Annotated in this window: 22 protein-coding genes and 2 tRNA genes; 12 read left to right on the top strand and 12 right to left on the bottom strand. The window is 41.5% G+C overall.

What is annotated here, in order from left to right:
• Positions 1-62: 62 nt before the first annotated feature.
• Complete coding sequence (locus AB3N61_RS03800; RefSeq protein ID WP_020771286.1) at positions 63-1562, bottom strand: hypothetical protein; 1500 nt, start codon at positions 1560-1562, stop codon at positions 63-65.
• Between the two features lie 330 nt (positions 1563-1892).
• Here AB3N61_RS03800 and AB3N61_RS03795 point away from each other — a divergent pair, with 330 nt between their 5' ends.
• Positions 1893-3605, top strand: a complete 1713-nt coding sequence (locus tag AB3N61_RS03795) for a methyl-accepting chemotaxis protein (protein ID WP_020771434.1) — start codon at positions 1893-1895, stop codon at positions 3603-3605.
• On the opposite strand, the gene AB3N61_RS03790 is transcribed toward AB3N61_RS03795, so the two are convergent.
• Complete coding sequence (locus AB3N61_RS03790) at positions 3602-4336, bottom strand: hypothetical protein (RefSeq protein ID WP_020771120.1); 735 nt, start codon at positions 4334-4336, stop codon at positions 3602-3604. The genes AB3N61_RS03795 and AB3N61_RS03790 overlap by 4 nt on opposite strands.
• Before the next feature lie 63 nt (positions 4337-4399).
• Positions 4400-5437 carry a zinc-binding dehydrogenase gene (locus tag AB3N61_RS03785; protein WP_367898520.1) on the bottom strand — a complete coding sequence of 346 codons (1038 nt, stop codon included), beginning with the start codon at positions 5435-5437 and terminating at the stop codon, positions 4400-4402.
• A 196-nt stretch (positions 5438-5633) separates the two neighbouring features.
• On the opposite strand from AB3N61_RS03785, the gene AB3N61_RS03780 reads away from it, so the two are divergent.
• The 3 genes from AB3N61_RS03780 to AB3N61_RS03770 all read left to right on the top strand — a co-directional run bounded on the left by AB3N61_RS03780 (position 5634) and on the right by AB3N61_RS03770 (position 7457).
• Positions 5634-6212, top strand: a complete 579-nt coding sequence (locus AB3N61_RS03780) for a PaaI family thioesterase (RefSeq protein WP_020771089.1) — start codon at positions 5634-5636, stop codon at positions 6210-6212.
• 76 nt (positions 6213-6288) lie between these two features.
• On the top strand, positions 6289-6720 hold the full coding sequence (locus AB3N61_RS03775; RefSeq protein WP_020771374.1) for an MAPEG family protein: 432 nt from the start codon (positions 6289-6291) through the stop codon (positions 6718-6720).
• 119 nt (positions 6721-6839) lie between these two features.
• Positions 6840-7457 (top strand): glutathione S-transferase family protein, encoded by a 618-nt coding sequence (locus tag AB3N61_RS03770; protein ID WP_020771388.1) that lies wholly within the window; start codon positions 6840-6842, stop codon positions 7455-7457.
• A gap of 81 nt (positions 7458-7538) precedes the next feature.
• On the opposite strand, the gene AB3N61_RS03765 is transcribed toward AB3N61_RS03770, so the two are convergent.
• From AB3N61_RS03765 to AB3N61_RS03735, 7 genes are all read right to left on the bottom strand, one after another.
• Positions 7539-9440, bottom strand: a complete 1902-nt coding sequence (locus AB3N61_RS03765) for a PAS domain S-box protein (protein WP_367898519.1) — start codon at positions 9438-9440, stop codon at positions 7539-7541.
• A 65-nt stretch (positions 9441-9505) separates the two neighbouring features.
• Positions 9506-11617 carry an ATP-binding protein gene (locus tag AB3N61_RS03760; RefSeq protein ID WP_020771246.1) on the bottom strand — a complete coding sequence of 704 codons (2112 nt, stop codon included), beginning with the start codon at positions 11615-11617 and terminating at the stop codon, positions 9506-9508.
• A 150-nt stretch (positions 11618-11767) separates the two neighbouring features.
• A complete protein-coding gene (locus AB3N61_RS03755; RefSeq protein ID WP_367898518.1) occupies positions 11768-12496 on the bottom strand; it encodes a histidine phosphatase family protein in 729 nt (242 codons plus the stop codon).
• Positions 12497-12498: 2 nt separating this feature from the next.
• Complete coding sequence (locus AB3N61_RS03750) at positions 12499-12894, bottom strand: DUF6285 domain-containing protein (protein ID WP_020771129.1); 396 nt, start codon at positions 12892-12894, stop codon at positions 12499-12501.
• Between the two features lie 10 nt (positions 12895-12904).
• On the bottom strand, positions 12905-13948 hold the full coding sequence (locus tag AB3N61_RS03745) for a phosphotransferase family protein (RefSeq protein ID WP_367898517.1): 1044 nt from the start codon (positions 13946-13948) through the stop codon (positions 12905-12907).
• 2 nt (positions 13949-13950) lie between these two features.
• On the bottom strand, positions 13951-15126 hold the full coding sequence (locus AB3N61_RS03740) for an acyl-CoA dehydrogenase family protein (protein WP_367898516.1): 1176 nt from the start codon (positions 15124-15126) through the stop codon (positions 13951-13953).
• Positions 15127-15147: 21 nt separating this feature from the next.
• Positions 15148-16368 carry an SMP-30/gluconolactonase/LRE family protein gene (locus tag AB3N61_RS03735; protein ID WP_367898515.1) on the bottom strand — a complete coding sequence of 407 codons (1221 nt, stop codon included), beginning with the start codon at positions 16366-16368 and terminating at the stop codon, positions 15148-15150.
• Positions 16369-16400: 32 nt separating this feature from the next.
• Between AB3N61_RS03735 and AB3N61_RS03730 the strand changes: the two genes are divergently transcribed.
• From AB3N61_RS03730 to AB3N61_RS03715, 4 genes are all read left to right on the top strand, one after another.
• Positions 16401-17033 carry a Crp/Fnr family transcriptional regulator gene (locus AB3N61_RS03730; RefSeq protein WP_020771226.1) on the top strand — a complete coding sequence of 211 codons (633 nt, stop codon included), beginning with the start codon at positions 16401-16403 and terminating at the stop codon, positions 17031-17033.
• A 3-nt stretch (positions 17034-17036) separates the two neighbouring features.
• Positions 17037-18236 carry an acyltransferase family protein gene (locus AB3N61_RS03725; protein ID WP_367898514.1) on the top strand — a complete coding sequence of 400 codons (1200 nt, stop codon included), beginning with the start codon at positions 17037-17039 and terminating at the stop codon, positions 18234-18236.
• Positions 18237-18556: 320 nt separating this feature from the next.
• Positions 18557-19543, top strand: coding sequence for a hypothetical protein (locus AB3N61_RS03720; RefSeq protein ID WP_020771235.1), 987 nt, complete (start codon positions 18557-18559; stop codon positions 19541-19543).
• A 91-nt stretch (positions 19544-19634) separates the two neighbouring features.
• The gene (locus AB3N61_RS03715; protein WP_306819251.1) at positions 19635-20288 is read left to right on the top strand and encodes a response regulator; all 654 of its coding nucleotides are present in this window, start codon (positions 19635-19637) and stop codon (positions 20286-20288) included.
• Here the strand turns inward: AB3N61_RS03715 and AB3N61_RS03710 are convergent.
• Positions 20285-22546, bottom strand: coding sequence for a sensor histidine kinase (locus AB3N61_RS03710; RefSeq protein WP_367898513.1), 2262 nt, complete (start codon positions 22544-22546; stop codon positions 20285-20287). The genes AB3N61_RS03715 and AB3N61_RS03710 overlap by 4 nt on opposite strands.
• A 173-nt stretch (positions 22547-22719) precedes the next feature.
• Between AB3N61_RS03710 and AB3N61_RS03705 the strand changes: the two genes are divergently transcribed.
• The 4 genes from AB3N61_RS03705 (at position 22720) to AB3N61_RS03690 (ending at position 24883) form a co-directional block, all read left to right on the top strand.
• A tRNA-Ile gene (locus tag AB3N61_RS03705) sits at positions 22720-22793 on the top strand.
• An 84-nt stretch (positions 22794-22877) separates the two neighbouring features.
• Positions 22878-22950 (top strand) — tRNA-Ala (locus AB3N61_RS03700).
• A 65-nt stretch (positions 22951-23015) separates the two neighbouring features.
• Positions 23016-24272 (top strand): PQQ-dependent sugar dehydrogenase, encoded by a 1257-nt coding sequence (locus AB3N61_RS03695; protein WP_367898512.1) that lies wholly within the window; start codon positions 23016-23018, stop codon positions 24270-24272.
• The gene (locus tag AB3N61_RS03690) at positions 24272-24883 is read left to right on the top strand and encodes an FMN-binding negative transcriptional regulator (RefSeq protein ID WP_367898511.1); all 612 of its coding nucleotides are present in this window, start codon (positions 24272-24274) and stop codon (positions 24881-24883) included. Before AB3N61_RS03695 ends, AB3N61_RS03690 begins: the two co-directional genes overlap by 1 nt.
• Here AB3N61_RS03690 and AB3N61_RS03685 read toward each other — a convergent pair.
• Positions 24880-26235 (bottom strand): hypothetical protein, encoded by a 1356-nt coding sequence (locus AB3N61_RS03685; protein ID WP_367898510.1) that lies wholly within the window; start codon positions 26233-26235, stop codon positions 24880-24882. The two genes, AB3N61_RS03690 and AB3N61_RS03685, sit on opposite strands and share 4 nt — an antisense overlap.
• Positions 26236-26452 lie beyond the last annotated feature (217 nt).

The following is a 26452-nucleotide window of genomic DNA, read 5'->3' as shown; positions in this document are numbered from 1 at the left end:
AGTTGATCTTTTATGATTTTATTTCGACCATTTGGGTCTGATTTGTTTCGATCATTAAATTGTTAAATTCCTTTTAACAATAGATCGATTGTTTTGGAAAGTACAGCTCTGATATCGTCTTTAGCATCTTCATCAGGAAGAACCTTATGATTCCAGATCTTTAAACCGAATCGGATGAAAAAATTATCCAAAAATTCCGTTTCGATATGGGTCCTCATAGCTGTTTTAGAAGAGTCTCGATCCCATCTCAATACGATGCTTGTCCCTTTCCCATTATTCGCCTTTACCAAAGTTTCGGTAAACTCGTAGATAATTGACTGAAGATTACCGGGAATAAATAGATTGATCGCCCAAGAAGGTGCAAAGTAACCAAAAGCACCACTCACGTCAAATTCTTCTATTTTAGTTATTTTTAAATTTAGAACTCCGGAAGTTGCCGTATTGGTGAATCTGCCAAGCAATTGAACGTCGTTGTTCTCCAAAACCAGACCGTATAAATTAGCTTCTAAACTTGCTTTTACTACAAAAGGAAACTCGGAAAGAGAATTAAGAGTGAAAGCCTCTTGGGGATAAAAATTACCCTTAGTATCGTAAGGGATTACTTTTCCGTTCAACGTGAAAAACTTGAAACGGATCTCCCTGGTTTTAGATTCTATCGCAAATTCCGCCAATGATCTTCCGGAAACATTCGTAATTCTTAATTTAATAAAACCTAAATATTTGATATCGTCCAGATAATCGCCTAGATCCGGATAATCCCTCATCAAGGTCTGTTCTATGTTTCCCTCGAATGTAAACGCCGTAACACCGGGGAGTTTTCCATCCTGTTGGACCTTTAACAAAGAATCCAAACCGAAATAGTAACCCATAAACTTTGCAAGGGCGGGAAATGATTCCGTAAAATCGTTAATTGCCTTTCTTGCATCCGGGTCCTTAATTTTTTTGAAAGAAGTTGTCTCCGGTGCAGTGATGGATTTCAGATTATTCGAATCTAAAAAGTGTAATCCCGAGTCCATTGCACTCAATCCATGTTTATGAGTGAATGGTCCCATATGCGTAAGAACGTCCAAATTTCCGGAGTAAGAGTTCCCGCCATACGTTGGATTCGGATTATGTTTTAACGAAAACTCGGCGGTAAAATCACCGAAATTTGGAATTGGAACCTCCTTCATTCTTACGTTTTCTAGACTTACCTTATAACCGTCGTTGGCGAATCGTCCCCGATAAGTAACGTAATGTTGCCCGTTATTATCCTTTGTCATATATTCGGAATTAAACAGGTTTTTTAATTCGAATCTTTCCAAGGAACGATCCAGGTATTTATGAAAACCTTCCGCTCTTCCGTCATATTTATTTTTGATGATTGCAGTTTTCAAAAATTGGAAGAACTGCCTGGAGATATTACGTCCATCAGGACCTATAGAATCCGGGATCTGTTTTAAGGAAAACGCAGCGGATAAGGACAGAGCAGATCCGCAAATAACAAATGCTAGGATTAGCAAACGGAGCAGCAGTTTCCCGGATTTTCTTTCTCTTTCTATTTTTTGTTTCAAAAGGCTCATTTACCGCCTCTCCCTTTTTATAACGTTCGTATTATATAAAGCCAGGGGGCTTGATCTCCGATATTAGTGGTTAATCCGAACCTGTCAAGCCTATAGCAAGCGCTACAGAGACACCAGCAATCCCAATTCAGTGAACATAAAGTTGTCTCTATGTGGTACATTCTATTTCGTATACTAAAATGGATTTTGTCTAAATTCGAAAAATGACATGCCCCGTGTGAAATAAATTCTTCCCTAAAAAATCATTTCTTTGATTTAGTTGGTGAAAGTGTTCTAATTTGCTCGATTAATATTCCATTCTGTGCTATACTCCCCGCCCGGAGGGTTTTCATGAAATGGTATTCACGACTAAGTTTAAATTTAAAATTAGCGATCTTATTCTCTTCAGTATTAATTCCTTTTTTAATCATACTGGCTCTATCTCTTATCAATTCAGCTTCTCGGATCGCTGATATAGAAACGATCCGCAACGATAGATTAATTCCGTTACAACAGCTAAAAACGATCTCGGATCATTACGCGATCTCGATTGTGGATTGTGTTCACAAAACTCGCAGCGGTGCATTCACGTATGAAGAAGGTGTCGAAAAACTAGATACTGCGATGAAGGAGATCAAATTGCAGTGGAATATCTATCTTCAAACACATTTAGTGGAGGAAGAAAAAGTCCTTATCGAAAAATTGAAACCTTTATTTGACGAAGCCGACAAGAGTGTGGAAGAAGTTCGAGCGCTTATGGTCGCTAAAGATAAGGAAGGTTTGGGAAATTTTGCGGACAATAAAATGTATTCGAAAATAGACCCCGTTGCGGGTAATATCGAAAAGCTGATCTCTGTGCAGTTGTTTATCTCGGAAAAGATCTACCAAAAAGCGGAGACGGAATATACGTTTAGTCTTACGGTTTTTCTTTCTATTTCGGCGCTGACACTCGTTTATATTCTTTACGCTTCGATTAAATTTTCGATCCGACTTGTGCAAGGTTTAAATCGAGTCAGAATTTCCATCCGGGACGCTGATTTTAGTCATCCAATAGAAGTGGAAGAGGACGAACGAAATTTAGACGAACTCTACCTTCTATCATTAGTGTTCCGTAATTTTCAGTCCAAGGTGAAGGAGATGTTGTCCTCTATCCTTACTTTTTCGGAATCTATCTTGGTAGCGGCTGAACAACTTTCCAAATCCAGCGAATATCTTTCGGAGAATGCGCAAAGTGAATCCGCTTCCGTCGAAGAAATTTCCGCTTCCGTCGAAGAGATCAGTGCCGGTATGGAACAGGTCACCATGAATGCGGAAGGACAGTATAAACTTATTCTTTCGTTTTCCGGAGAAATGAAAGAGTTGGATAGTTTGATCACGAAAGTCGGGGATTCAGTTTCCGATTCTTTGGGAAAAATTTCGGATATGTATACCAAAACGGAGGCCGGTAAAAAAAATATGGGCAGCCTCTCCGAAAGTATGATAAAAATTGAATCTAGTTCCGGAGAGATGAGATCGATTACTGCGATCATCCAGGAAATTTCCGAAAAAGTGAACCTTCTCGCGTTGAATGCGGCTATAGAAGCTGCAAGAGCGGGAGAACATGGAAAAGGTTTCGCGGTAGTCGCGACGGAGATCACAAGACTCGCCGAACAAACGGATCAAAGTACGAAAACTATCGAAAGCCTGATCCGCACGAGTAACCAAGAAATTGAATCGGGTAAAAATTTTGTGGATAGTTGTGTGAGAGTTTATGCGGAAATCCTGGAGGGTCTTTCCTTTATCAAACTTTCTTCGGACAATATAGTCTCAACGATGCAAGTCCAGCAGGAGAAAAAGGCAACGATTATCACAGCGGTCAACGAAGTGGATACCAAATCGGAAGAGATCCGAACTTCAGTTAAAGAACAAAAAGTGGCGATCTCCGAGACTGCAAACGCAGTTTCGAATATCTCCGTTACGGTCCAGAATAGCGCTGCAAACTCGGAAGAGATCGCAGGAAGTGCAACGGCACTTTTAAATATCGCTAAAAGTTTAAGAGATACGATGAGCTTCCTGAAAGCTTAAACGTTATCCGGACCTTCTGCGATCTTCTTCTCTGTGCGAACCAAATAATACGTCGGGTATTGCAAAAAAATATCCGATGTAAGCATAAAGAAGAAGATAACAATCAGTAATATTTGTCCAAACATTGAAACCATCATTTCTTCCGAATTGGAGATAAGAGAAACCAGTAGATCCGGAACAAACATGATCACGAAAGGTGTCCAGGCCGCCACAATATAGTCGGAACGTTTGATACAACTTGGTAATTCTTTTATTCCTTGGATCAAACTTAGCTTTGAAAAGAGCACCGGAAGGATCAGATGAAGAACAAGCCCCAATACAAATGCAAATATCAGATAAAATCGAACAAATTCCGCGGGAAGTGGAGTGCCCGGTTCAGTACTTTGTTTTTTTAAGAACTCTTGCAATTGTGTCCCTAAAAAAGGTTCCACCAATCTAGCTACGATCAAAAAGAATAAAATCAAGAACAAGGCTAAAGTAAGCAAGAATATAAAGTATTTGGAAAATTCCACCGGTCTTGCAGGGTCCATTCCCGATCGGATCACGTATCCGTTCACTACATATGTTCCTAGTAACCCTAAGACGATCAGTATCCCGCCCAAAGCGACCGCGCCTCCCGCTTGTATCGCAGGAATTGCGCTAAATACTAGTAAAAATAAAACGGATCTAACGAGTACGATGAATCGGATCTGTCCTCTGGAAAGTATGTACTGTAAGTATTCTTTAAACATCAGCTATCTATCCGTTAGGATTTAAGAAGCGGATACGATAGCAAGCAAAGTTCGTCTTCGGAATCATTCGGGAGAGATCACAAATCGGATCGGATTTCCTTTTCTGTCTTCTAAATCTTGTAAACTTTCGTTGATGTCCTCTAATTTTCTTATATCCGTAATCGATCTGCTTAGATTCAATTTTCCTTGCACATAAAGATCTATCAATTCCGGGATGGCCCTTCGATCCGAACCGTAAGAGCCCGCAATAGTGATCTGTTTTTCGATAATGGAGAACGGGATTGCAAATTTTAAAGGCTCTCTTCCAATCCCGACGAGTACCATTCTTCCTCCGGGGTTCATGGCCCGAAGTGATTCTTCTATATTTGTCATTCTTCCGGAAAAATCAGCAAGAAGGTCCACTCCACCTTTGGAAATTTCCTTTAGGGTCTTGCCCGGATTTTTTACTTCTCTCAAATTTACTATTTCATCAGCCCCATAAGCGGCGGCGTTTTCCAAGGCTCCCCTATCCACATCCAAGGCGATCACTTTACCTTTTGTCAATGCTCTTGCAATCACCACTCCATGGATCCCGAGACCACCACAACCGAAAACAGCAACCGTATCTCCGTCTTGAATCTTTCCTCTGAACTTAATCGCATTATAAGGGGTGGAAACCGCATCGGCTAAGATCGCACCTTGTTCGAAGGGAACGGAATCAGGCAGGGGATAGAGATAACGTTCTTCGACTATATTATATTCTGCGAAACTACCTTCTCGATCAAATCCGAATACTCCGATCTCCTTGCAAAGATTTTCTCTTCCTGCGAGACAATGAGAACATACTCCGCAACTGGTTCCTGCGGCGATCACGACTCGATCCCCTTTTTTGAAACGAGTGACTTTTTCTCCCACTTCTTCCACTACACCGGAAGCTTCATGTCCTGGGATCTGAGGATAATGTTTACACTTTAAGGTTCCATGTAATACTAAATGTAGATCGGAACCGCAGATGCCACAGGCTTTGATCCTTACCTTCGCTTGTTCCGGACCGAGATCAGGGATTGGAACCTCTTTGATGATCAAATTTCTTTTTCCGGACTCTAATACAGCGGCTTTCATCGTATTCTCCTCGACGTAGTGAGATTATAAACTGCCAAGAATCGGTCAAGGGATTTGAATAGGAGTTTTAGCCTTCTCCTCATGTCAGTTCGGGAGCAAAACAAATACGCTGTTCGTTATAGTCCGATCTCGAATTTCGTTCTTGTTCGCGCGCTTTCGGATTTTTCCATGGTAGATAGAAAGAAACTAGATACAGATGACTGCGGAAGACATTTATAAACATATCAAGGCCAGCCAAAACGGACAAGATTGGCATCATAAGAATTGTTTCGGTTGCGGGCCGGAAAATAAAAGAGGCTTACACGCCAGCTTTCCTTTTCACGAACCAAGCGGAGAAGTCCGTTTTGCTTGGACCATAGAGAAAGATTTTGAGGGAGCGCCCGGTTTCGCTCATGGTGGAGCGCTCGCTACTTTATTGGACGAGGCACAAGGGGTATTATGTTTTCACTTAGGTCATTTTGTGATGACCGATCAATTATATATGCGTTATTATAAGGCCTGTCCATTAGGCGAAGAATTAGAAGTCCGCTGTTGGGTCACCATGGTCAGACGCAGAAGACTTTACACTAAAGGGACCGTTCATCTGAAAAAGACGGGAGAACTTCTTCTTTCCTCCAAGGCTCGCTGGTATGATATGCCTGATCGTGTTTTTTCCAGAATGTTCCAAGGTACTGCATTTCCCGTGGATACTATTTTGAAAGTCTTGGAAGAGAACCAAAAAAGAGGAAAAGAAATCAGGAAACGACTCAAAAAAGAAAAACTGAGGCCCGAGTAAGCTCGTTTTTTGCTCGCATTAATCCTACTCAAGTCCGATCCTGTGCTCCGTCAATCTTTGCACCTAGGAGTGTAGAATGGAATCTTCTTGGCAGGTCTTTGCGATTGTCTCAGTAATTTTATTCCTAAAATTACTTTCCACTTCCATCGTTCAAGGTTTGGTCCGGATAAAAACCAAAACATTCCGCTGGAAAGAAGACGCGGAATTTTTCACTAATTCATTCCCAGCAACGGACGATCATACGATAGTCGCCACTGCAAACGGGGTCTTCCGAAACGACTTGGAGAATATTCCAATTTTCTTATTCTTACTGATAGGGTATATTCATACCTATAACTGGCATGAAGGGACCATCATCTATTCCGGAATATTCATAATTTCCAGGATACTGCATGCCATTTTCTATTTTTTTCATAAACAACCTTGGAGGAATATCGCTTACGATTTGGGGATCTTGAGTATGTTAGCCCTATCGGGACATATTGTACATTCCGTATTTTTTGCCTGATCACCACAGTTCTTTTTATAAAAATAAAAAGGATTTGTTCCAAAAGATTTCCACGGAGAGTCTAAAAACAAAGCCTAGATCATATCCGGACCATTCCGGCCGAATCAAAGGAGAATCATTTGATCGAGTTATACACCGCAGGGACGCCTAACGGAAAAAAAGCTTCCATCATGCTGGAAGAATTAGGGATCCCTTATACAGTACATCCAATCGACTTTAGTAAATTAGAGCAAAAAGAAGAATGGTATCTTAAGATCAACCCGAACGGAAGGATACCTGCCATCGTAGACAAAGACAACGGTGACTTTCCTGTTTTCGAATCGGGAGCGATCCTGATCTATCTAGCGGAAAAATACGGAAAATTCCTACCGAAAGATCCTAAAGAACGATCCATCGCGATCCAATGGCTCATGTTCCAAATGGGCGGGGTCGGTCCTATGCAAGGTCAGGCGAACCATTTTGTGAAGTTTGCCCCGGAAAAAATTCCATACGCAATGAATCGTTACGTGGATGAAACAAAACGCCTTTATTCCGTTTTGGAAAGACGTTTGAAAGAATCCGAATATCTCGCAGGAAAGGAATTGAGTATTGCGGATATAGCGACTTGGCCCTGGGTAAAAGCTAGATCTTATATCGATCTCTCCTTGGATGATTATCCAAAGCTCAAAGCTTGGGAAGAAAAATTAGGAGCAAGACCCGCATTCATTAAAGGAAGCGAAATTCCTAAAAAATCCTAAATAATAAAAGCCGCTTTCTAAAAAGAGTGGCTTTAATATTACACAAGCTTGTTTTTCTATAATTTCGGACGAGGATTCCGACTAAATCGGGACTTTTTCCGCTAATGGTAGATAGACCCTGAATGTAGTCCTTCCCGGCACGGAATCAAAATCTATTTTTCCTTGATGTTTCTCTACGATCTTTCTGCAAATATCCAGGCCCAAACCGCTTCCCTCCCCTTTTTCTTTTGTGGTGAAGAATGGTTCGAAAATTTTATCTTGGATCTCTTTCGGAACACCGGGACCATCGTCCGTGACGGAAACGATTAAAAAATCATCTTCGATATAAGATTCAAGATCCAAGCTACCTTCGAAAGAAATAGCCTGGAAAGCGTTATTAATCAAATTAGCCCAAACCTGGGTCAATTGATCAGCTTGCCCTTTCACAAGGGAATTCTCCGCAAAATTCCTTCGGATTTCCACTCCTTGTTTTACTTTATTATAATATAATGTTAAGACCAGATCTATCTGTTCCCGAATGTCGATCAGACTAAATCCAGCATGATCCTGGTATACGTATGTCTTTAACGCACGGATCACTCGGGCTGCCTTGGACGCGGCCTCTCTAACTACATTGCTGTATCTCAAAATACCGGAAAGATTGTAAGCATTCGAAACTAAAGTCGGAAGTTTTTCTTTTTGGATCCCTTTGACCATATCGGGGATATCTTCCACATTTATACTCAATTCAGCCAGATTTTCCGACAAGAACTCGGAAGAAGGAAATCCAAGATTTTGTAACGTTTCCCGGATGATCTTTCTATTTTTTCTTTCTTCCGAGGAATCATAAAAGTCCGGAAAAATACTTCCTTTCGTAAAAATTTTCTTCCAAGTTTCTCTTTCTTGCGGATCCAATTCCGCAAATTCGCAGAGCAATTTTTCCCAATCCTGGCGAAACACACTTTGGATCCCTTCGTTGGAAGAAATGATCGCACCTAAAGGTGTATTTACTTCATGAGCGATCCCTGCGATTAATTGTCCGAGCACAGCCATCTTTTCGGATTGGATCAGTTGCGCCTGAGTGGATTTTAATTCTTCCAATGCTAATAGCAGGTCTCTATTCGTATTTTCTAAATAAGTATTGATTGCCTTTAGCTCTTCAGTTCTGAGAACAACTTTTTGTTCCAGATCTTCGTTCAACTTTCGGATCTCTTCTTCGGCTCTTTTTCTCTCCGAAATATCCCTTACGATCGCTTGTAATAAAGCCTTTCCGTTCAGAGTAACGGAAGTGAGCGTTACCTCCGCATCAAAATTAGTTCTATCTTTTTTACAATGTAACCAATCGAAAGTCTGGGGTTTTCCGGCAAGAGCCGCTTGTATCTTTTGAAACGCCTTTTGAGAGGAAGTTGCTCCATCCGGCTGGAACTCCGGAGAAAAATCCACAGGTGAAGCACCTATTATATCTTCTCTTTTACATCCGAACATCTCTTCCGTTTTAGGATTACATTCCAAAAAAACCCGATCGTCCATGAGAAAGATTGCCTCTCCTGCGCATTCGAATAATGCCTTAAATTTGAACTCCTGCTCTTCCAATGCTTTTTGGGCGATACGAATATCCGAGAGTGTTACGGCTAATTTTTCCTCCGTCTTTTTTCTTTCCGTCAGATCCTCGAAGATCAAAGAGGCACCAAAAATACCCGAATCGTCAAAAAGTGGATTTACTCTGATACGTACTTGTAGCAACATTCCGCTGATCGTAGTGTTATAAGGCCCTTCGTAGTCGGAAGCTTCTCCTTGTAGCCCCTTGCCGATCAATGTGGAAACTGTTTTGTCTTTAAGATTGGAATAAGAAAGTCCGATGATCTTATTTCTTTCGGCCCTTAAAAAATTCAAAGAAGAATTGTTTGCTTCTATTATTCTCCCCTGCCTGTCGAAGATCATGAGTCCGATAGGAGATTGTTCGAATATATCACGATATACGTTTTCACTCTTCGGTCCGTTCATAAGGATATTGAAAAATGGAAGCTCGCACAACTCTGTAAGGTCGAATTTTCAAATCAACCTAATAATTACGGCGCAACAGGGAGGGTAACGTAGAATGTTGTACCTTCTTCAGAACTGACGAATCGAATAGACCCACCATGTTCTTCCGCTACATTTTTGCATATATCTAGTCCGAGCCCCGTACCTTCTCCGGGAGACTTGGTAGTGAAGAACGGATCGAAGATCCGGTCTCTGATCTCTATGGGAACTCCGCTGCCGGTGTCTTGGACAGAAATTTCCCAGAACCCTCCTTTTTGTTCCGCATCCAAAAATATCCTTCCGGAATAATTCATGGCGTGTAAAGCATTTGTGATCAAATTAGTCCAGATCAAGTATAATCTTTCCGGATCTCCGAGTACTCTTGCGGTTTCCGGTATATTAATATCCACAATCACTTTGTTTTTCATTTTAGAATAATATAATGTAATAATGTTCTCTATCTGCTCTTTTGGAGAAACGGACTCCGAGTGAGGTTTCCAATCACCTTCTCCGGATGCATAACTTTTTAAAGCCTGGATCACCCTGGACGCTTTGATAGAGGCATCGAGGATCAGTTGACTGGATCTGGAAATACTGGAAAGAGCCGAGGCATTATTGACGATCATCCATCCTCTTTCTCCTTTTGGGATCTTCTCCGCCAATTCCGATACCTGCTCTGGAGAAATCCCCAAATCGGTTAAGGCATCCGCCATTACTAAGGAGTTTTCTATTCCGAATTCTCTTAGTATAACTTCCGATCTTTTCCTTTTGGTTCTTTCTTCCTTGGAGTCGAAATCCGAATTAACAGTTCCTCCCTTCTTGAATAAGATCCCCCAAAATTCCCTTTCTTCCTTATTAAAGCTGGAATAATCCTTTAAAAGTTTTTCCCAAGGTTCGCTCAGGATAGAACGGATCCCTTCCGTGGAAGAGCGAATTGCGCCTAACGGAGTATTCAATTCGTGAGCAATACCTGCCATCAATCTTCCCAAAACGGCCATCTTTTCCGATCGGACCAGATTCTCTTGGGTTTTTTTGAGTTCGTCCATGGCGGTCCTGAGTTTATCGTTCGCAGCAACCAAATATGTATTAGTAGATCTTAATTCTTCCGTTCTTTCCGCAACAGTGTTCTCCAATTCTTTGTTTGCGTTCCGGATCACAAACTCGGCATTCGCCAGATCCGTCACTAGTAAACTTTGCCTAAGACTCGCAATCACTACCATGACGCCGGCACAAAACCAAATGACCAATCGGATAATCTCAGGCAGACCAGGCAGTGTTAAGGAAAGGACGATTGCGGCTGAACAAACTACTACCTCCAATAACGGAAGGATCCGTAAAAGTCCACTTTCTGTTCCGGCTTCTTTTTCACCTTCCCCGGAAGAACTAGGGACCCAAGTCAAGGATCCGTATCCTAATAATAAGAGACTGGCGGAAAATCCCGCGTTCGTTAAAGTACCGTCTTCCGGAACTTCGATCAGAAAAATGGAATTCCATTGTAACCAGCTAATTCCCATTCCAGCGAGCCCAAACACCAAACATAAAAAGGAAAAGTCAGCCTTTAAACGTAAGGAAGGTTTCATCAGCACACCGATACAAGCCGCGGAAAGTGTGAACACAGGATAAACCGACAAGGTCAATAACTGGAACCAAGGCCTATCTTCTTTTTTAGAAAGATATAATACTAAGGTAACCGCAAGGACCGCGATCGCAAGTCCCAAGGCATCCATTACGGCCACCTTCATTCTATTAGGTGGAACTCTATCTTTTAGAAATTGAGCAAAACCTATGGCAAAGAACGGTCCTATCCAAGGATAAAACAGGTCGCTAGGCGCAGGAAAACTGTAAAACTTAGAGATCGCTTGGATATCCCAAACCACCTGCCCGAAAAAATAAGAAAGCAGCCCCAAGAAAAACCAGAATCTGAATCTTTTGGTTTTTCCTTCCGCAGACTTGTAACCGAACCAAGCAGTGATCGTAGCGATCGCGATAGACGATGTCCAATGTATATTATCGTAAATCCGTAATAATTCCGTTTCATCCGTGAAATATATAAGAACAAACAGGATTAAAACGAATGCAGATCCTAGGTATATGGAGAGAAACCCTAAATTTCTATCCTTTGAGGAACGAATTTCTAGTGTGGATACCAAAGAATTCATGCGGACTAGCGGGGCAAAATCCTACACCTTCGAATATCGAAGTCCACACTTTTTTATTTCCAAAAGTCTTCCGATCTTATGATATCTCCGTTGTTGAAGATCCTAGAAGCGCATTAAGATAAGGCCCTCGGCTTTAGAACAAGTTTAGATTTAGTATAGCGTCCTTGAACTTTTATCCGGAATATGAGGAAGGAAATTTAAGCTTACCGGAATATATCTTCCTCTTACCCAACGAAACATACTGACGGAGCTATTCCAGATCCAAGGCATCCAGGTAAAAACGTCCTCATCTTGTTTGAGTATCCTCTTTAAGGTTAAAGAGATAGGTGTACCTGAAGTAAAAATAAAAAGCCTCTCCGCATCGGAAGGTTGAAAATATGTATCGCAGGCCAGATCCACTCTGGATTGAAAGTTTGCAAACGTTTCAATGCCGGGAGGAGTGAATTCTCCCGTTCGCCAAACGGATAATATCTCCTCGGTTAGTTTGAAAAATAATGCGGCCGATCGAATTCCGCCCTTCAATCGAACTTTAGAAAACTGTAATAAGGATCTTTGGAATTCAGGCCTGATCCCGGATAGATGTTCCGCATATTTTTTCCACAACTCGGGAGGGAATTCATTCCAATTCGGATCGAAAGAATGAAAATCGGATCCCGATTTTAGATCGGAGTGTAAAGAAGAAACTCCCTTCATAAAGAACTCCGCTGTTTCTTTATGCCTTCTCATTGTTCCGGAAACGATCTTATCGGGAAAATCTCCATTGGAAGCCATATACTTTCCTAGGGCAAAGGCTTGTTCCTTTCCCTTATCGGTCAACAGATCGTAATCTTCTCCTGTGGAATTCGCCTGTCCATGGCGAATCAGATATATTACGGACATATTTAGGATTCCGTGGTGAATCTTGGATTTACGATCTCTACTTTTTCGATCACGGACTCTTTTATATGTTTCCAGTATTCCGTATCTTCCAATGATTTTTTTTCCTTTCGAATAATATCCCGCAGCTCTTCGTTCCAAGAAGAAGTCAGATTTTTTTTCTCATTCCACGTTTTAGGAAACTCCGATTTTTTACCCAGCAAGGAAGCGAGCCTAGAGAGTTCTTTGTCCAAGGACTCTTCTCCCGAACGTATTTCCCGCGAGATCACTCCAAGCATATTCCAACTTACTAATGTTTTATATGCGAGAAGGTCCTTATCCCTAAACTCCGGTAAAACTTCCTTCATTAGAAAATCCTGGATTGCTTCCAATAATTCCGTGGCGCTTGGTTTATCCTGCATAATGATTTCCTTATTTTATGGACTCTTCTACGAGTCTCATGGCCTCGTATTCCATTTCACAGGCCCTTCTTCCTATGGACGCAAGCTCTATTCCTTTATCCTTTCCGGAAAGGTGACGTTCCGCCTGACCGATACAACCGATAGCCCAACGAAGATTTCCCATTACTTCCCAATATCTGATCTTAATCGGATCCAGTTTTACTCCGGAAGCCTTCTCATAGATCTCGTAAAACTCGGAACGATCCGCAAAACCGCCCGCTTCCTTATTCAGTTTTCCGAATCTCCAATCCCTCATACATAACCAAGTCAGATCCTCGTGACGATCTCCCCAATGCGCAAATTCCCAATCCACAATTCCTTGCAGACCCTCCGAATTCACCATGAAGTTTCCGGTTCTAAAATCTCCGTGGATCAGAACCACAGCATCACTTTCCGGAGCATTCTTCTCTAACCAATTCAAGATGATTTCCATGGCAGGATAAGCTCCGTCCATGGATTCCAATTGGGAACGTAAAGCTTGGACGGAACCTTGGGCGATTGTTTTACCGCCTACATGTTGTCCTAGATTCAAAACTTCTTTGAGTTTTTCGTCCTTACATTTTTCGGGAGTAACCGAATGGATACGCGCAAGATTTTCAGCAAGTTCCTGAGTGATCCGTTTACGGACCTTATTTAAACTTGGATCTTTTACTACGAATCTTCCGGTGGCCTTCCCTTGGATCCTTTTCATAAAGTAGAATGGATTGCCGGTGACGGACTGATCTGATTCCAACCAAAACGGTTCAGGAGTTTTGACTCCTGCCTCAAATGCCATTCTACAAACCTTGAATTCGTTTATTCTGGACAAGGAAGCAAGTAAAGAAGCCCCCTTGTCGGTTCGGTAAACCGTTTGGTATTGGCCGGACTCAGGGCCGCCATTTACCTTAATGTCTGCGGAAAAATTTTCCTGGCAGGCTCCTCCAGAAAGGGAAACCATATTAGCGATCTCTACTGTTCCTTGAAGCCTTTTTCCTAAATATGATTCCAGCCTTTCCTTCAATTCGGAATCTTTCACGATTAGAAGTTCTCCTTTCCGGACATTAAATTCCTGCCGATCACCATCTTATGGGTTTCGGTAGGACCGTCGGCAATCCTTGCGGCTCTCGCATCTCTATAAAATAATTCTAATTTAAGATAACGGCTAAAACCGTGAGAACCGCAGATCTGAATGGCTCTATCTATACATTTGTTCAATGTCTCGCTCACCTGCCATTTAGCCAAAGAGACTGCTTGTCTAGCGTCCCCGTTTTTTCGAAGAATGTCCGCCGCTTTTAATGTAAGTAGAAAACCCGACTCTATTTCCAAAGCGGATTCCGCAAACATCCATTGGATCCCTTGGTGATCGGATAATTTTCCTCCGAACAATTCTCTTTTGATCGCATATTCTCTTGCGATCTCCATCGATCTTCTGGCAAGACCGATCCATCTCATACAATGAGTAAGCCTTGCAGGTCCCAATCTTTCTTGGGAAAGACGAAAACCTTCTCCAATTTTTCCTAATACTTGGGATTCATGTACTTTTACGTTTTCGAATTTTAACTCACAATGTCCACCCGGACCATGCGAACCTAAAACTCCGATCTCCTGCACCATCGTGTATCCGGGAGCATCCGTCGGTACTAGGAACATGGTAGTGCGTCTAAAACTATCGTTTACCTTGGACATCACGATCAAAAAAGAAGCACCGTTTGCACCCGTGCAGTACCATTTATGACCGTTCAGGATATAATAATCCCCATCCTTCTCCGCGTTAGTCAAAAGAGAAGTTGGATCCGAACCTGCACCCGGAGGAGGTTCCGTCATTGCGAATCCGGAGCGGATCTTTCCTTCTACAAGCGGATGGTAATACTTCTTCTTTTGTTCCGCGTTAGCTGCCAAGTGAAGAAGGTGCATATTTCCTTCGTCGGGAGCATCACAATTACAAAGATAAGGAGCGATCGGAGAACGTCCCAGCTCGCTGAATACGAGTGCTGTGCCGACTAGATCCAGACCTAAACCACCTTCCGACTTGGGAAGATGGGCGGTCCATAATCCTCTTTTTTTGGCTTCTTCTCGTCCTTTTTGAACGATCGGTTCGGGCATTCTGCCATGATCGTAATCGTAATGATCCTCGGCAGGAATGGCGACTTCTTCCACGAATGCCTTGGCTTTTGCCCTGATTTCTTCGACTTCCTTTGGTATGGATAAATCCATGATATATTCAATTTTCCTTATTTATTCTTTTATTAATTCAGGAGGCAGCTTAAATTTGCCTATCCTGTCGTTATGAAGACTTCCTAAATAGATATACTCCCCTTTTCTTTTTACCGAAGTAATCTCTTTCAGATGTTTTCCCTTTGGCTCCTGGAAACTGGCCTCTACGACACCGTTTTCGTCCAGAATCACTGCAAAACCGTACGGTTGCGGTTTGGGCCATAGGAATTTAGGGAGTTTAGCCACGATCGATTTTGCCCAGGGGCGTGGATGCAGGATCTTATCCACCATACTGTTGCGAACGGTGAATAACGCTAAGTAGAAGTGACCCTTTCTATCCGAAGAAATATTATCCGGAAAACCGGGAAGATTCTCCGCCCAGATCTCGCTTGTTCCGGCTTTCGGCCCTTTGATCCAATATCTATGAATTCTATACTTATATGTTTCGTTTAATACTAGGAAATCCTCGTTTTTGGAAAGAGCCACTCCGTTTGGGAAAAAAAGATCTTTCATGAGAGTTGTGGTCTTTTTTGTACGAGGATCGTATTTTAACAAACGACCGTGAGGAACAGACTCCATTAGATCATATAAATATTCTGCGGAGCCGTATTTATCGCTCGCATCCGAAAAATAGATCGTGCCGTCCTTAGCAACGTCCAAATCGTCCGTGAATTTGAAAGGTACACCTTCCGATTCCGTGCTGAGTACTTCTACTTTTCCATCCTTACCGATCTTCAAAAGACCTTTAATCGCATCCGCAACTATGATGGAACCGTCTCCTAATAATTTCATTCCAAGAGGTCGCCCACCGGTGAATGCGTGCGCCTTCATTTCTCCGTCTTTGGAAATGAGATACACTTTCCCGTCTTCACTTGCAGAGTAGGTATTGCCGTCTTCATCCGGTTCGATATCTTCCGGACCATGTATCTTTCCGAGTGCGATCAATTCTGCGGATTCTAATGTATTGTTTTCCTGGAAGGCTCCGATCAAACCGGTATCGATAGGCGGTTGGTAGGCGATGGGTTGGATTGGAGAAGGTTTGAGTGCAAAACCTATTATAAAGATGATAATGAACGCTGCGGAGAGCAGGAGGATTTTTTTCGTGTTCACGATTCCCTCCTTAGGGAAAACGAATGAGACGCTACTTGCGAAGGTCGGACAGTCAACGTAAAATTCTAAGGTTCTCGCCTTCCTACCAGAATAATTGATTGCGGCTCCCAACCAATCGCCGATATCGTACATGAGGACTAAAATCTTTCCCGGTCCGTTTTGGCATGAAGATCTCCGAAGATATGGTAAATAAACACGGCCTCCGCTTTAAGGAATCCGCCGTAATTTTCGATGAGAACGAACCTGCAGATCAAATGTATCTGATCCTTTCCGGAAAAGTAGGGATCCATAAAAAAGTAAAAGAAGCGTTCAAACTTCTTATAGAACTGAAAGAAGGGGATATGTTCGGAGAGATGGCGCTCGTGGACCGTAAACCAAGAAGCGCAAGAGCTATCGCAAAAACCGACGTATTATTATTCGCGATCACCGAAAGTGTGTTCTATAACCTAATTCAGACCAATCCGTCTTTCTCCTTAAAAATGGTAAAAATGCTTTCTTCCAGATTAAGAGAGACCAACCAAACGATAGCCAGTCTTTTAAAGGGAGACAGAAAGAACATCGTAACTTCCGCATTGATCACTTTCGCACAAACAAGAGGAGAACAAGAAGAAGGACAATACAAGGTTCATTTGGCTGCGTTTATGAAATGGGCCATCTTAAGAGTAGGACTGGAACATGCGGATCTAGTATCCGCGATCAATCTTTTGGTAAAAGATAAGTTGATCGAACAACCTAAAAACGATCCCAGCCATATATTGATACGGGAAACGTTTTTCAAATATACATTGGACCAGTAATTCTTGGTTGAACAAAGCTCACCGGCAAAACAAGGCAGGCTGGATTATTTAGACAATCTCAGATCGTTTGCCTTATTATTAGGATTAGCATTTCATGTGGCGATCGTATATGCCGCTATTATCATATATCCGTTAAGAAATAATGATAGATCGATCGCGTTCGATGTGTTCGGAGAATGGGTACATCTTTTCAGAATGCCCATGTTCTTTGTACTTTCAGGATATTTTACGGAAAGGATCTATCTTTCCAAAACATTAAAAGAATTCCTAAAATTAAGAGCGTTACGTATCATTCTTCCGTTGATCCCAGGGATCATATTATTCGCACCGATGCAATATTATGTGAACGCATTACAAGAAGGTTACCAAGAAAATTATTTCAAGTTTTTATGGGAAGAATTCCTGCTCAAAAATCCGGCCCCTTCCCACCTTTGGTTTATATTATATCTGGCATTCTACACATTCCTATATTTGGGGATACGTCCCGTTATTCATAGGATCGGGACCTTTATACTCCCCCCTTCCAGATACGGAGAAGAAGAGCCGGAAAAAAGACCTAGTGTAAAATGGGAAACATTATTGATCGCGGGGATATGGTGCACTATCTGGACTTGCAGCATTAATTATTTTTTCCTAAAGGACGAAAAATATCTGAATATAGAGCCGGTCCAATTCGTTTACGATTTCAGCTTTTTCCTATTCGGTAGCTTTTTGATCGGAAAAGAAAGTACCATCTTAAAGGGAAAAACAAATCATTTTGAGATCGTTTTACTTGGATTTTTAGCTTTTTCATTTTTCGGATTATTTTATTGGGTCAGCACAATAGATCCTTTTTGGTCTTATTTCGGATATGCCGGATTCGGGATGAGAATACTTCACATTTTTCTAAAATGTTTAGGCGGATGGATCTGGATCGCGTTTTTTATCCGACTTTTTCAGTTATTCTTCAATAAAGCGGGCAAACTTAATTCTTATTTGAGAGAATCCAGTTTGCCTGTGTATTTGATCCACCATCCGATCTCTCTTGGGATCGGATTTTTAGTGGTAAGCACCGGCCTTTCCATTTGGATCAAATTTTCACTTCATATTCTCTTGGTATACGCCATCACATTCTTAACGTATCACTTTATCATCAGAGATTCTGACTTCTGGCTTACCGTTTTAGGAAATAAAGGGATCAGCTTTAAGCGGAATAAGGGTTAAAAATCGATTATTCGATTTTTTATATTACCTTTAAGTGACGGAGTATTTTCCCAAAGGTAAGGTTTACCAGGTTATCCGGTTTAGGTCTTTCCGACACGATCCTTACGTCCGGCAAACGAAAGTATAATTCACCATTTTTAGAATACACATTTGGAAGACCAAGTCTGCGATTTTTTTCCTGGGCCTTCTGAGTGACCCTCTCAAAGATCCGAGTAAACTTTTCGGCTTCTACCTAAAATGCAAACCTAACCTAGTATTTCTACGAATAGAAATTTATTTACTTAGAGGTCATAATTTTCCAGCAAAAAGGCAAGGAAATCATGAACCCTAATCGAAAAACTTGGATCTATATTCTTCTATTCTACACGATCGGACTGGTTGGGTGTAAAAAAGACAATAGTGGAACGGATCCGTTATTGTATTTGGTCGCACTCAATAGCCTTCCTGTTGCGGATATCGTATTCGAAAAAGGTTTTCCGGGTTCCGACAATACAGTTGCCGTAACGAATTTCACCGGGGTTGCGGGAGATTATACCGTTACGATAGGAGGGGAAGCTGCCACAGGGATCAATCTTCCGGGAGACGGAAGTTTAGAATTTATAATGCCTATCGTCTCCGGGATCAATGAGAACACCACACTTCCAATGGTGATCACTAAAAACGGAAATCCATTCCTTTCAAAAACGGTACGTTATAGGCCTATCGTAGATATAACTTTTGGGGCACCGAATAGTCACAACAGACTTGTCAGCGCTTCCGATCAAAATAGTTATCTCAGGATCACGTTAGGAAGCACAGGAGATGTTTTATTCAATATATTCGGATATTTCGGCGCAAATCTGAATTTATACTACTATAGTACTCCGACCGGTTCGAAAACCACTATCGTAGAAAACGGAAAAGTAGGAGCCCAATTCAAAAAGGTAAATCTAACCAACGGGACCTATATTATAGAAGTTCGATATACTAGCGGATTATTTCCTGCAAGTTATAGAACCAATATCGCAAACGGTCAAATTCAGGCGACCTCGGTTTCCAACCAAATGGACTATGCCAGATGTTACGACACCTTGGGAGGCGGAACCACATACGTAGGCGCTTCGAACGATTGTAACGGCTTAAATGGGGGCGCATTTACTCGCAGCGGAAGATGTACTTATCCTACTGACGGTGGAATTACAACTAGAAGTTATTATACCAGCGGAACTGGGTTTGGCGGTTTCGACCCTTGGTATGCGGAAACCACCTGCACTCAACCAGGCTACGGATCTTATAACGAATCAGAAGCAATTTACGAATTTAACTAAGGTGAAGTCCTTCATAATTTTATAATATTTCTCCGGGTTCGGAAAATTTTAAGGATTGCCATCGGCGTTATATGTTCTAAAATCCGAAAAAATGTCCGTCCGAAGCCGTCCTAAAATATTCTTAATAGACGATCATCCGATCGTTCGTTCCGGGTTGGAATCCGAGATCAAGGCTTCCGGAGATTACGAATATTGTGGCTCGGCTTCTTCCGTAAAAGAAGGCACTAAAATGATGGGTTTCGCCCGACCGGATCTCCTTATCTGCGATGTTTCGCTCCAAGAGGAGAACGGGATCAAGGAACTGGACTCTATCCGCAAAAAATTTCCGGACATGAAGATCGTATTTCTCACAATGCATAGGGATTGGTCCTATCTGCAAGAAGCGATTTCGGCAGGAGCGGACGGTTATATTCTTAAAAGCGATTCTATGGAATCCATTATGGCTTCCATTAAGAAAGTATTAAATAGAGGTCGTGTCTTCCCCGGAGAGATAGCGAACTTCAGCCATGACGAAAGACACATCAGGGAAGTGTCTGAGATCGTAAAAAAACTTACCAAAAGGGAAAGTCAGATCCTAAATTTCTTATCCAAAGGAAAATTAAACCGGGAAATCGCCGAAGAATTAAAACTTAGCGTGAGGACGGTCGAGGCACATAGGGCATCCATATTCAAAAAATTGGAAGTGGATAATATGGTAGAATTGACAAGGATCTTAGTTCAACTCAAGTCTTTGGACCAAAATTAAGAACGAAGTAAAATAGTGAACCTGGTTCCTTTACCTTCTTCGGAAGAAACGAGTATCTCGCCTCCGTGAGCGGATACGATCTTACGGATTATGGAAAGTCCAAGTCCAGTTCCATAAGGTTTCTTACTTCCTAAACCCGAATCGAAAATATATCTTTCCATTTCCTTGCTGAAACCTTCTCCATTATCTTCAAAGATCAGATAAACAACATTCTCCTCCCTTTCGATACGTATAGAAAATATCCCCTTCTCATCCGTAGCCTCCGCTGCGTTTTTTGCCAAATTAAAGATCAATCTGCGGATACGAAGAGGGTCTAGACGAATATTTCCTTTTGCATTTATCTTAAAAACAAGTTTCATCTTAGTGGATTGAAAGAAGGTCCCCAAATCCTCGAATATTTCCTTAAAGTATGTTTTAATATCTACGTCCTGTAGATCCAGGATGATCCTATTTTTAGAAAAATCTAATATATCTAAGGTAAGATTAGTGAGCGCGTCCACTTCTTTCTCCGCCTGAAAAAGAAGTTCCGTTTTGGATTTACCCTTTTGAGATCCAAGATTTCTTAGATTATGACGGATCATCGCGATCGGATGTCCCAGGTCATGGACGATCTCAGCGGAAAGTTCTCCGATGATAGCAAGTTTTTCCCGATCTTGCCTTGCTATATTATGAACGGAAAACGCAAGTGCATCTGCGATCCCTCGTACCCAATCCACTTGAGAATCGTCCGAATACCTCCCAAAAGGTAGATCGAAAATCAATTTATGTAGCTGTTCATCTTGGACGGATACGATCAATCTATTATTCTGGACCATCGGTCCCGTAAGCGAAGAAGGGTCCAAACCCAAAAGATCCTGCACATCGTATTTATATACCTCTACTATTTCCAAATCTCCCGAGGACGAGATAGAGTATCTTTTCCATACGGAAGAATTCGGTTCTTCCAGATACACGTAGATCGTTTGCTCTTCACCGACTTTATGCAATATCCTTAATGCTGTGTCCGCTGCCTTATCATACGAGTATGATCGCATGATCTCTCTTGTGGAAAATACGAGAGATTTCATTTTGGTTGCTAACGTATCGGAACGCTGGAATGATTCCGAGAAAATTTTGGAGATCAAAATGGAATAACCGAGTATCAGAACAACTTCTCCATATTGAATGAGATAGATACTCTTCCAAAATCCGAAAAATAAGCCGATATCATTCAAAGTGCATAAACTGAGCACTACATATCCCGCGAATAGACTAAATCCACCTTCTATTCCTCTTTTCAGGCCTACCGCAAGCAAGACGAACCAAATTGGCATTGTGACAAAAGGCATGTATAACGCGATTGGGAGAAGTGTGAGAGTGTAATATGCATTCGGAAAAAATAATACGATAAAACATGCCAAGTAATATGGGACAACAAAGTAAACGCCGAATCTTCTCCAAAAATCAGTCTTACAATATCGATACAAGAATGCATATAAAGTAGGACCGGAAACATATACGCTAATATATTCCAAACGATTCGGAAGTTCCCATGAGATCCCTTGCAATAACTCGTAAGCTATCCTTGAATCGCCGATCGTCAAAGAACGGACCATTATCAGAAAACAATGAAATGCGAATAATAAGTGAGCGGATTCGTTCCTTCTAAAAAAATAAAAGAATACATTATAAAAAGACATTGTAGCCGCGATCAAGACTAAGGCCCATTCTAAGTCCCGTTTTTTTCGAACATTCTCCAGAACGTTTTCCAATTCTCCCAACTGAATAGAATTCCAGACCCCTCCCCACCTATTTTGAAAATTGGAAACATGAAACACCAATTCCAGATCTTCGGAATCCGGGACTAAGGAAATTTTTAGCTCATACTTTGCTCTTGCATCTTCCTTGGTCTTTCCAATAGAGCCCACACTTGCGATCTTCTTCCCGTTCGCGTAAAGTATATAAGAAGTTCCTAAGTCGGGGATTTTAAGAGCAAGTGCCTGCCTTCTTTTTCCCAACTTTACTTTAAGTCGATAAGTTGCGTAACCATGACCTACAGCTCCGGGATCTTTAGAAAAACTTTCCGTCCAGACCGAAGGAACTGTTACGAATTTTTTTTTGGATATAAATTTCGGATCTGAAAAGTCACCGGGAGCGATCAATTCTTCCCGATAAAATTCCCATTCTCCATCCAATGGAATGATCTTACCGTTTTCGAAAGAATGTCTGTGTAAGTCCAAAGTCCCATTCTTCGCGAAAGAATGTTCGGAGTCCGACAAGATAAAACCGCAGTGAGAAAGAAAAAAAGAGATCAGCAGGGCAAAGAAGGTTGATTTTCCGAATCTCACGCGGCAAATCTAAGTGGAATCTTGAAATCCGTAAATGCAAAACCTGTCTGTTATCCTAAAAATCCCTTGCCAGAGAATCTCGAATAAAAATCATGTCTCTTACCGGGCCTGTAGCTCAGTTGGTTAGAGCACGCGCTTGATAAGCGCGGGGTCATAAGTTCAAGTCTTATCAGGCCCAGGTACAAACGGTTTAGAAAGAGTGGATTGTTGGATTTCCGACAAACTTCCAAGCCGTTACAATTTCCACTCATCCCTGATAAAAGGGGCGTTAGCTCAGCTGGGAGAGCATCTGATTTGCATTCAGAAGGTCATCGGTTCGATCCCGATACGCTCCAATCTTCTTTCTTTTTCCTCCTGAAAAAAGCTGGATCTGTCCTGATTCGAAGTAAGAATTCGAACCATGAAACTTTCCCTTTATAAAGCTTTTCTACTTCCGTCGATCTTCTTAATATTTTTTACCATTTCCTGCGACGATATACGACGCTTATTGGTCGCCAATGTAGACGATATGGCAAAATATAAAGTGGAAGGAAAAGAATCCGGTTTGGTTGCAGTCTTCAATCAAAACGACGAAAAAAGAAAGAAGATCAAGATCAGTCTGACTACGATCGGAACAGGTTTCGAACAACCTGTGGATTTACTAATGATCCCGGGACCGGATATCTTCTTGGTCGCCGAAAAGACCGGCGCTCTAAAGTGGTTGGACCCTAAAGACGGAAGTTCAGGTATATTATTAAAACTAGATGGAATCTCCACTGACTCCGAACAAGGGCTTTTGGGAGTAGTTCTCCACCCGGAATATCCTGAAAAACCGCTTCTGTATCTGAATTACGTTGCAAAGAAGAATGGAGAAACAAGCAGAGTTTCAGAATGGACAATAGATCTTCCGAAAGATCCTAAAAAAGCGAAATTGTCTAAAGAAAGGATTTTGATGGAGGTCAAACAACCTTACGGAAATCATAACGCAGGACAATTGGCATTCGGAAAAGACGGTAAATTATACATCGCCTGGGGTGATGGAGGATGGATGGGGGATCCAAAGGGCAATGGGCAGAATCCTTCCACATTTTTAGGTTCGGTTCTTAGAATCGACGTGAACTCAAAGGATCCAGGCAAAGAATATTCCGTTCCAAAAGATAATCCTTTCTTAAATGATCCTTCCGTTAAGCCGGAAACGTTCGCTTACGGTTTTAGGAATCCATGGAGATATTCTTTCGATCCATCCGGAAGATTGATCATTGCCGATGTGGGCCAGGATCTATTCGAAGAAATTGATATAGTAGAAGCTGGAAAAAATTACGGTTGGAACAAAATGGAAGCCACTCATTGTTTCGAACCTAAAACGAACTGCGACAAAAAAGGTTTAACCGATCCGATCTACGAATATGGGAGAGAGGACGGAAGTTCCATCACCGGAGGTTACGTGGTAACTAATGATCGTATTTCGGATCTACATGGCAAATATGTTTTCGGAGATTTTGTATCCGGAAGGATCTGGGCGATAGATCTGCCTAAAGACGGAAACCCGGTCAAAGAAGCCTACTCGTTAGGCAAATGGCCAGTGTTAATTTCCAGTTTTGGAAAAGATGCAAGAGGCTCCGTTTACGTTGCGGACTTCGGAGCAGGACAGATCCTAAGAATTGATCCCGGTAAATAATGTATACTCCGGAACATTTTAAATTAGAAAATCTTGATATAATCCGCGAGATCATCGGTAAATATCCGTTTGCCGTTCTAATCTCTACAATTGGAGAAGGGCCGGAGGCCGCTCATATTCCTGTACTTCTTTCCAAAGACGGATCCGGATTGGTCGGCCACATGGCGTCGGGTAATCCACTCTTACGAGAGAATTCCAATGTATTATGCGTATTCCATGGTCCTCATGCCTATATTTCTCCAAGTTGGTATGAATCCGTACAAACCGTTCCGACATGGAATTATATCTCCGTTCATGTAAAAGGTACATTACATCTTCTGGATAAAGATCAAACCGAGAAAGTTTTACAAGATTCCATTCTATATTTCGAACCCGAAAATTCAGGATATAGTTACCTTACCCCCAAACCGGAGGTTAGGAATTCTCTTTTAGGGAAAATACAAGGATTTGAGATCCGCAATTTAACGTACGAAGCAAAATTAAAACTCAGCCAAAATCATTCTTTAGAAAGAAGAAAAAAAGTGATCGATAGTTTAGAACTTTCCGAACGGGACGGAGACTTAAAATTAGCGGAATGGATGAGAAGGATCAACGATATTCAGAAATCTTAATATCTGGAAGTCGAAAATTTCCAGATATCGATCTTACCCCGGTTTTCCTTAACGAATTCCAGACTTTTTTCCGGATTCGTGAAGGTATAGACCGGGATCTGGTCACAATGAGAAACTGAAATCGGTTCTCCCAATTTTTTTCTTACGATCTTTTCATCTATACCGTCTATGATAGCAAAAGTATAAGGAGGATCTTCTCTTTCGAACCAATTTAGATTATTCTGCCAATAGAACAACATTAGATCAAATAGGTAATCGTCGGGTTCTAAACCTGTTTTAGAAAAGATCCTCATCGGTCTTACATACCAAAAACTGGCAATTCCTCTCTTCCAATTATTCTTTTCCGTCAGCTTATCCAAGCAGGCAACCTTCGCCGGATAATAGACTATACCCAAACCTTTAGAATAAGAAGAATAGATCCCAAAAAGGATTCCAAGAGAGAACAAAACGCCCAATGCAGATCTCACGATTGGAATATCCGATATCCTTAAAATACAAACGGCTCCCGTACCTAAAAATCCCAAAAGAATCTCGCCGAAATACCTATCTATTCCCTGGATCCCGGACTTCCCGGTAAGGCCAAAAATGAATCCGTATATTAGAAAAATGAAAGGAACCAAAATCCCAAGAATGAAGAAGAGATGGACCGGTTTGTTTAATTTTCTTCCTTCTTCTTTTTGGGGCATAAACTTTACGATACAAAAGAATAAAACGATCAGAAGAATGTAGATCCAATTCTCCTTGCACAAGTAAGACAGAGAATGAAAGAAACTTTCCCATTTCCAAGCTGCGATCGCTTCTCCTAATTTTTTTGGCACAGCCGTCCCTGGGAAAAATACAAAATTGTTTTTACGTAAAACTTCAAAAACGATCCGTGAGAGCACGATCCCTAAAAATACCGGAAAGTAAAGATATATGATCCTCTTGATCTTATGGATCGATCTCTCCTGGACCAACCAATGGTATAGATGCAAACCTATAGCGGGGATCAGAAAATAAGGAATAAAAAGTAGATCGCTTAGAGAAAATAAAAACACCGTCCCGAAAACCAGAACGAAATCCTTTTTAGAATTCGATCTTTCCCATCGGTAAAAAAATCCCCAGGCCCAACATAAGACCGCTAAATTTCCCCCATGGAATCCGGGCAAAAACACAAAGAGATCTTGTTTAAATAAAATTAATACAATTCCGACTAAAAAACCGAAAGTTAATACAAGACTTAATTTTTCGTAAGAAATTTTTTCGTCCGTTAAGTTCCGTAAAAGGAATAAGATCCCTGACAGAAGAAAGATCCATTGAAATATCGAGTAAGATAAATGGGTCAGTTCCCAACCTCCATTCTCGACGGACAAAAAAATGGTCCTAAGTGCAACATACTGAACTAAATCGGGGAAAAAATATAAGGCAGGGGTCCAACCGAAACCATGCAGAGAATTTAAAAAGTTTGCTCCGGGTTTTAGAAAAAGTTCCTGGTAAATTATAGGAAAGAAAAGAGAATCAGAGTTATAAAAGAAATCAGCAAGCTTCGGATCTACTGTAACTCTTCCTAAAGAAACACAAAATCCGAAA

Origin of the sequence: Leptospira sp. WS58.C1, from assembly GCF_040833995.1 — a bacterium.
Taxonomy (GTDB): Bacteria; Spirochaetota; Leptospiria; order Leptospirales; family Leptospiraceae; genus Leptospira_B; species Leptospira_B cinconiae.
Note: the sequence above shows the minus strand (reverse complement) of the source record. Positions and strands in the feature narration are given on the sequence as shown.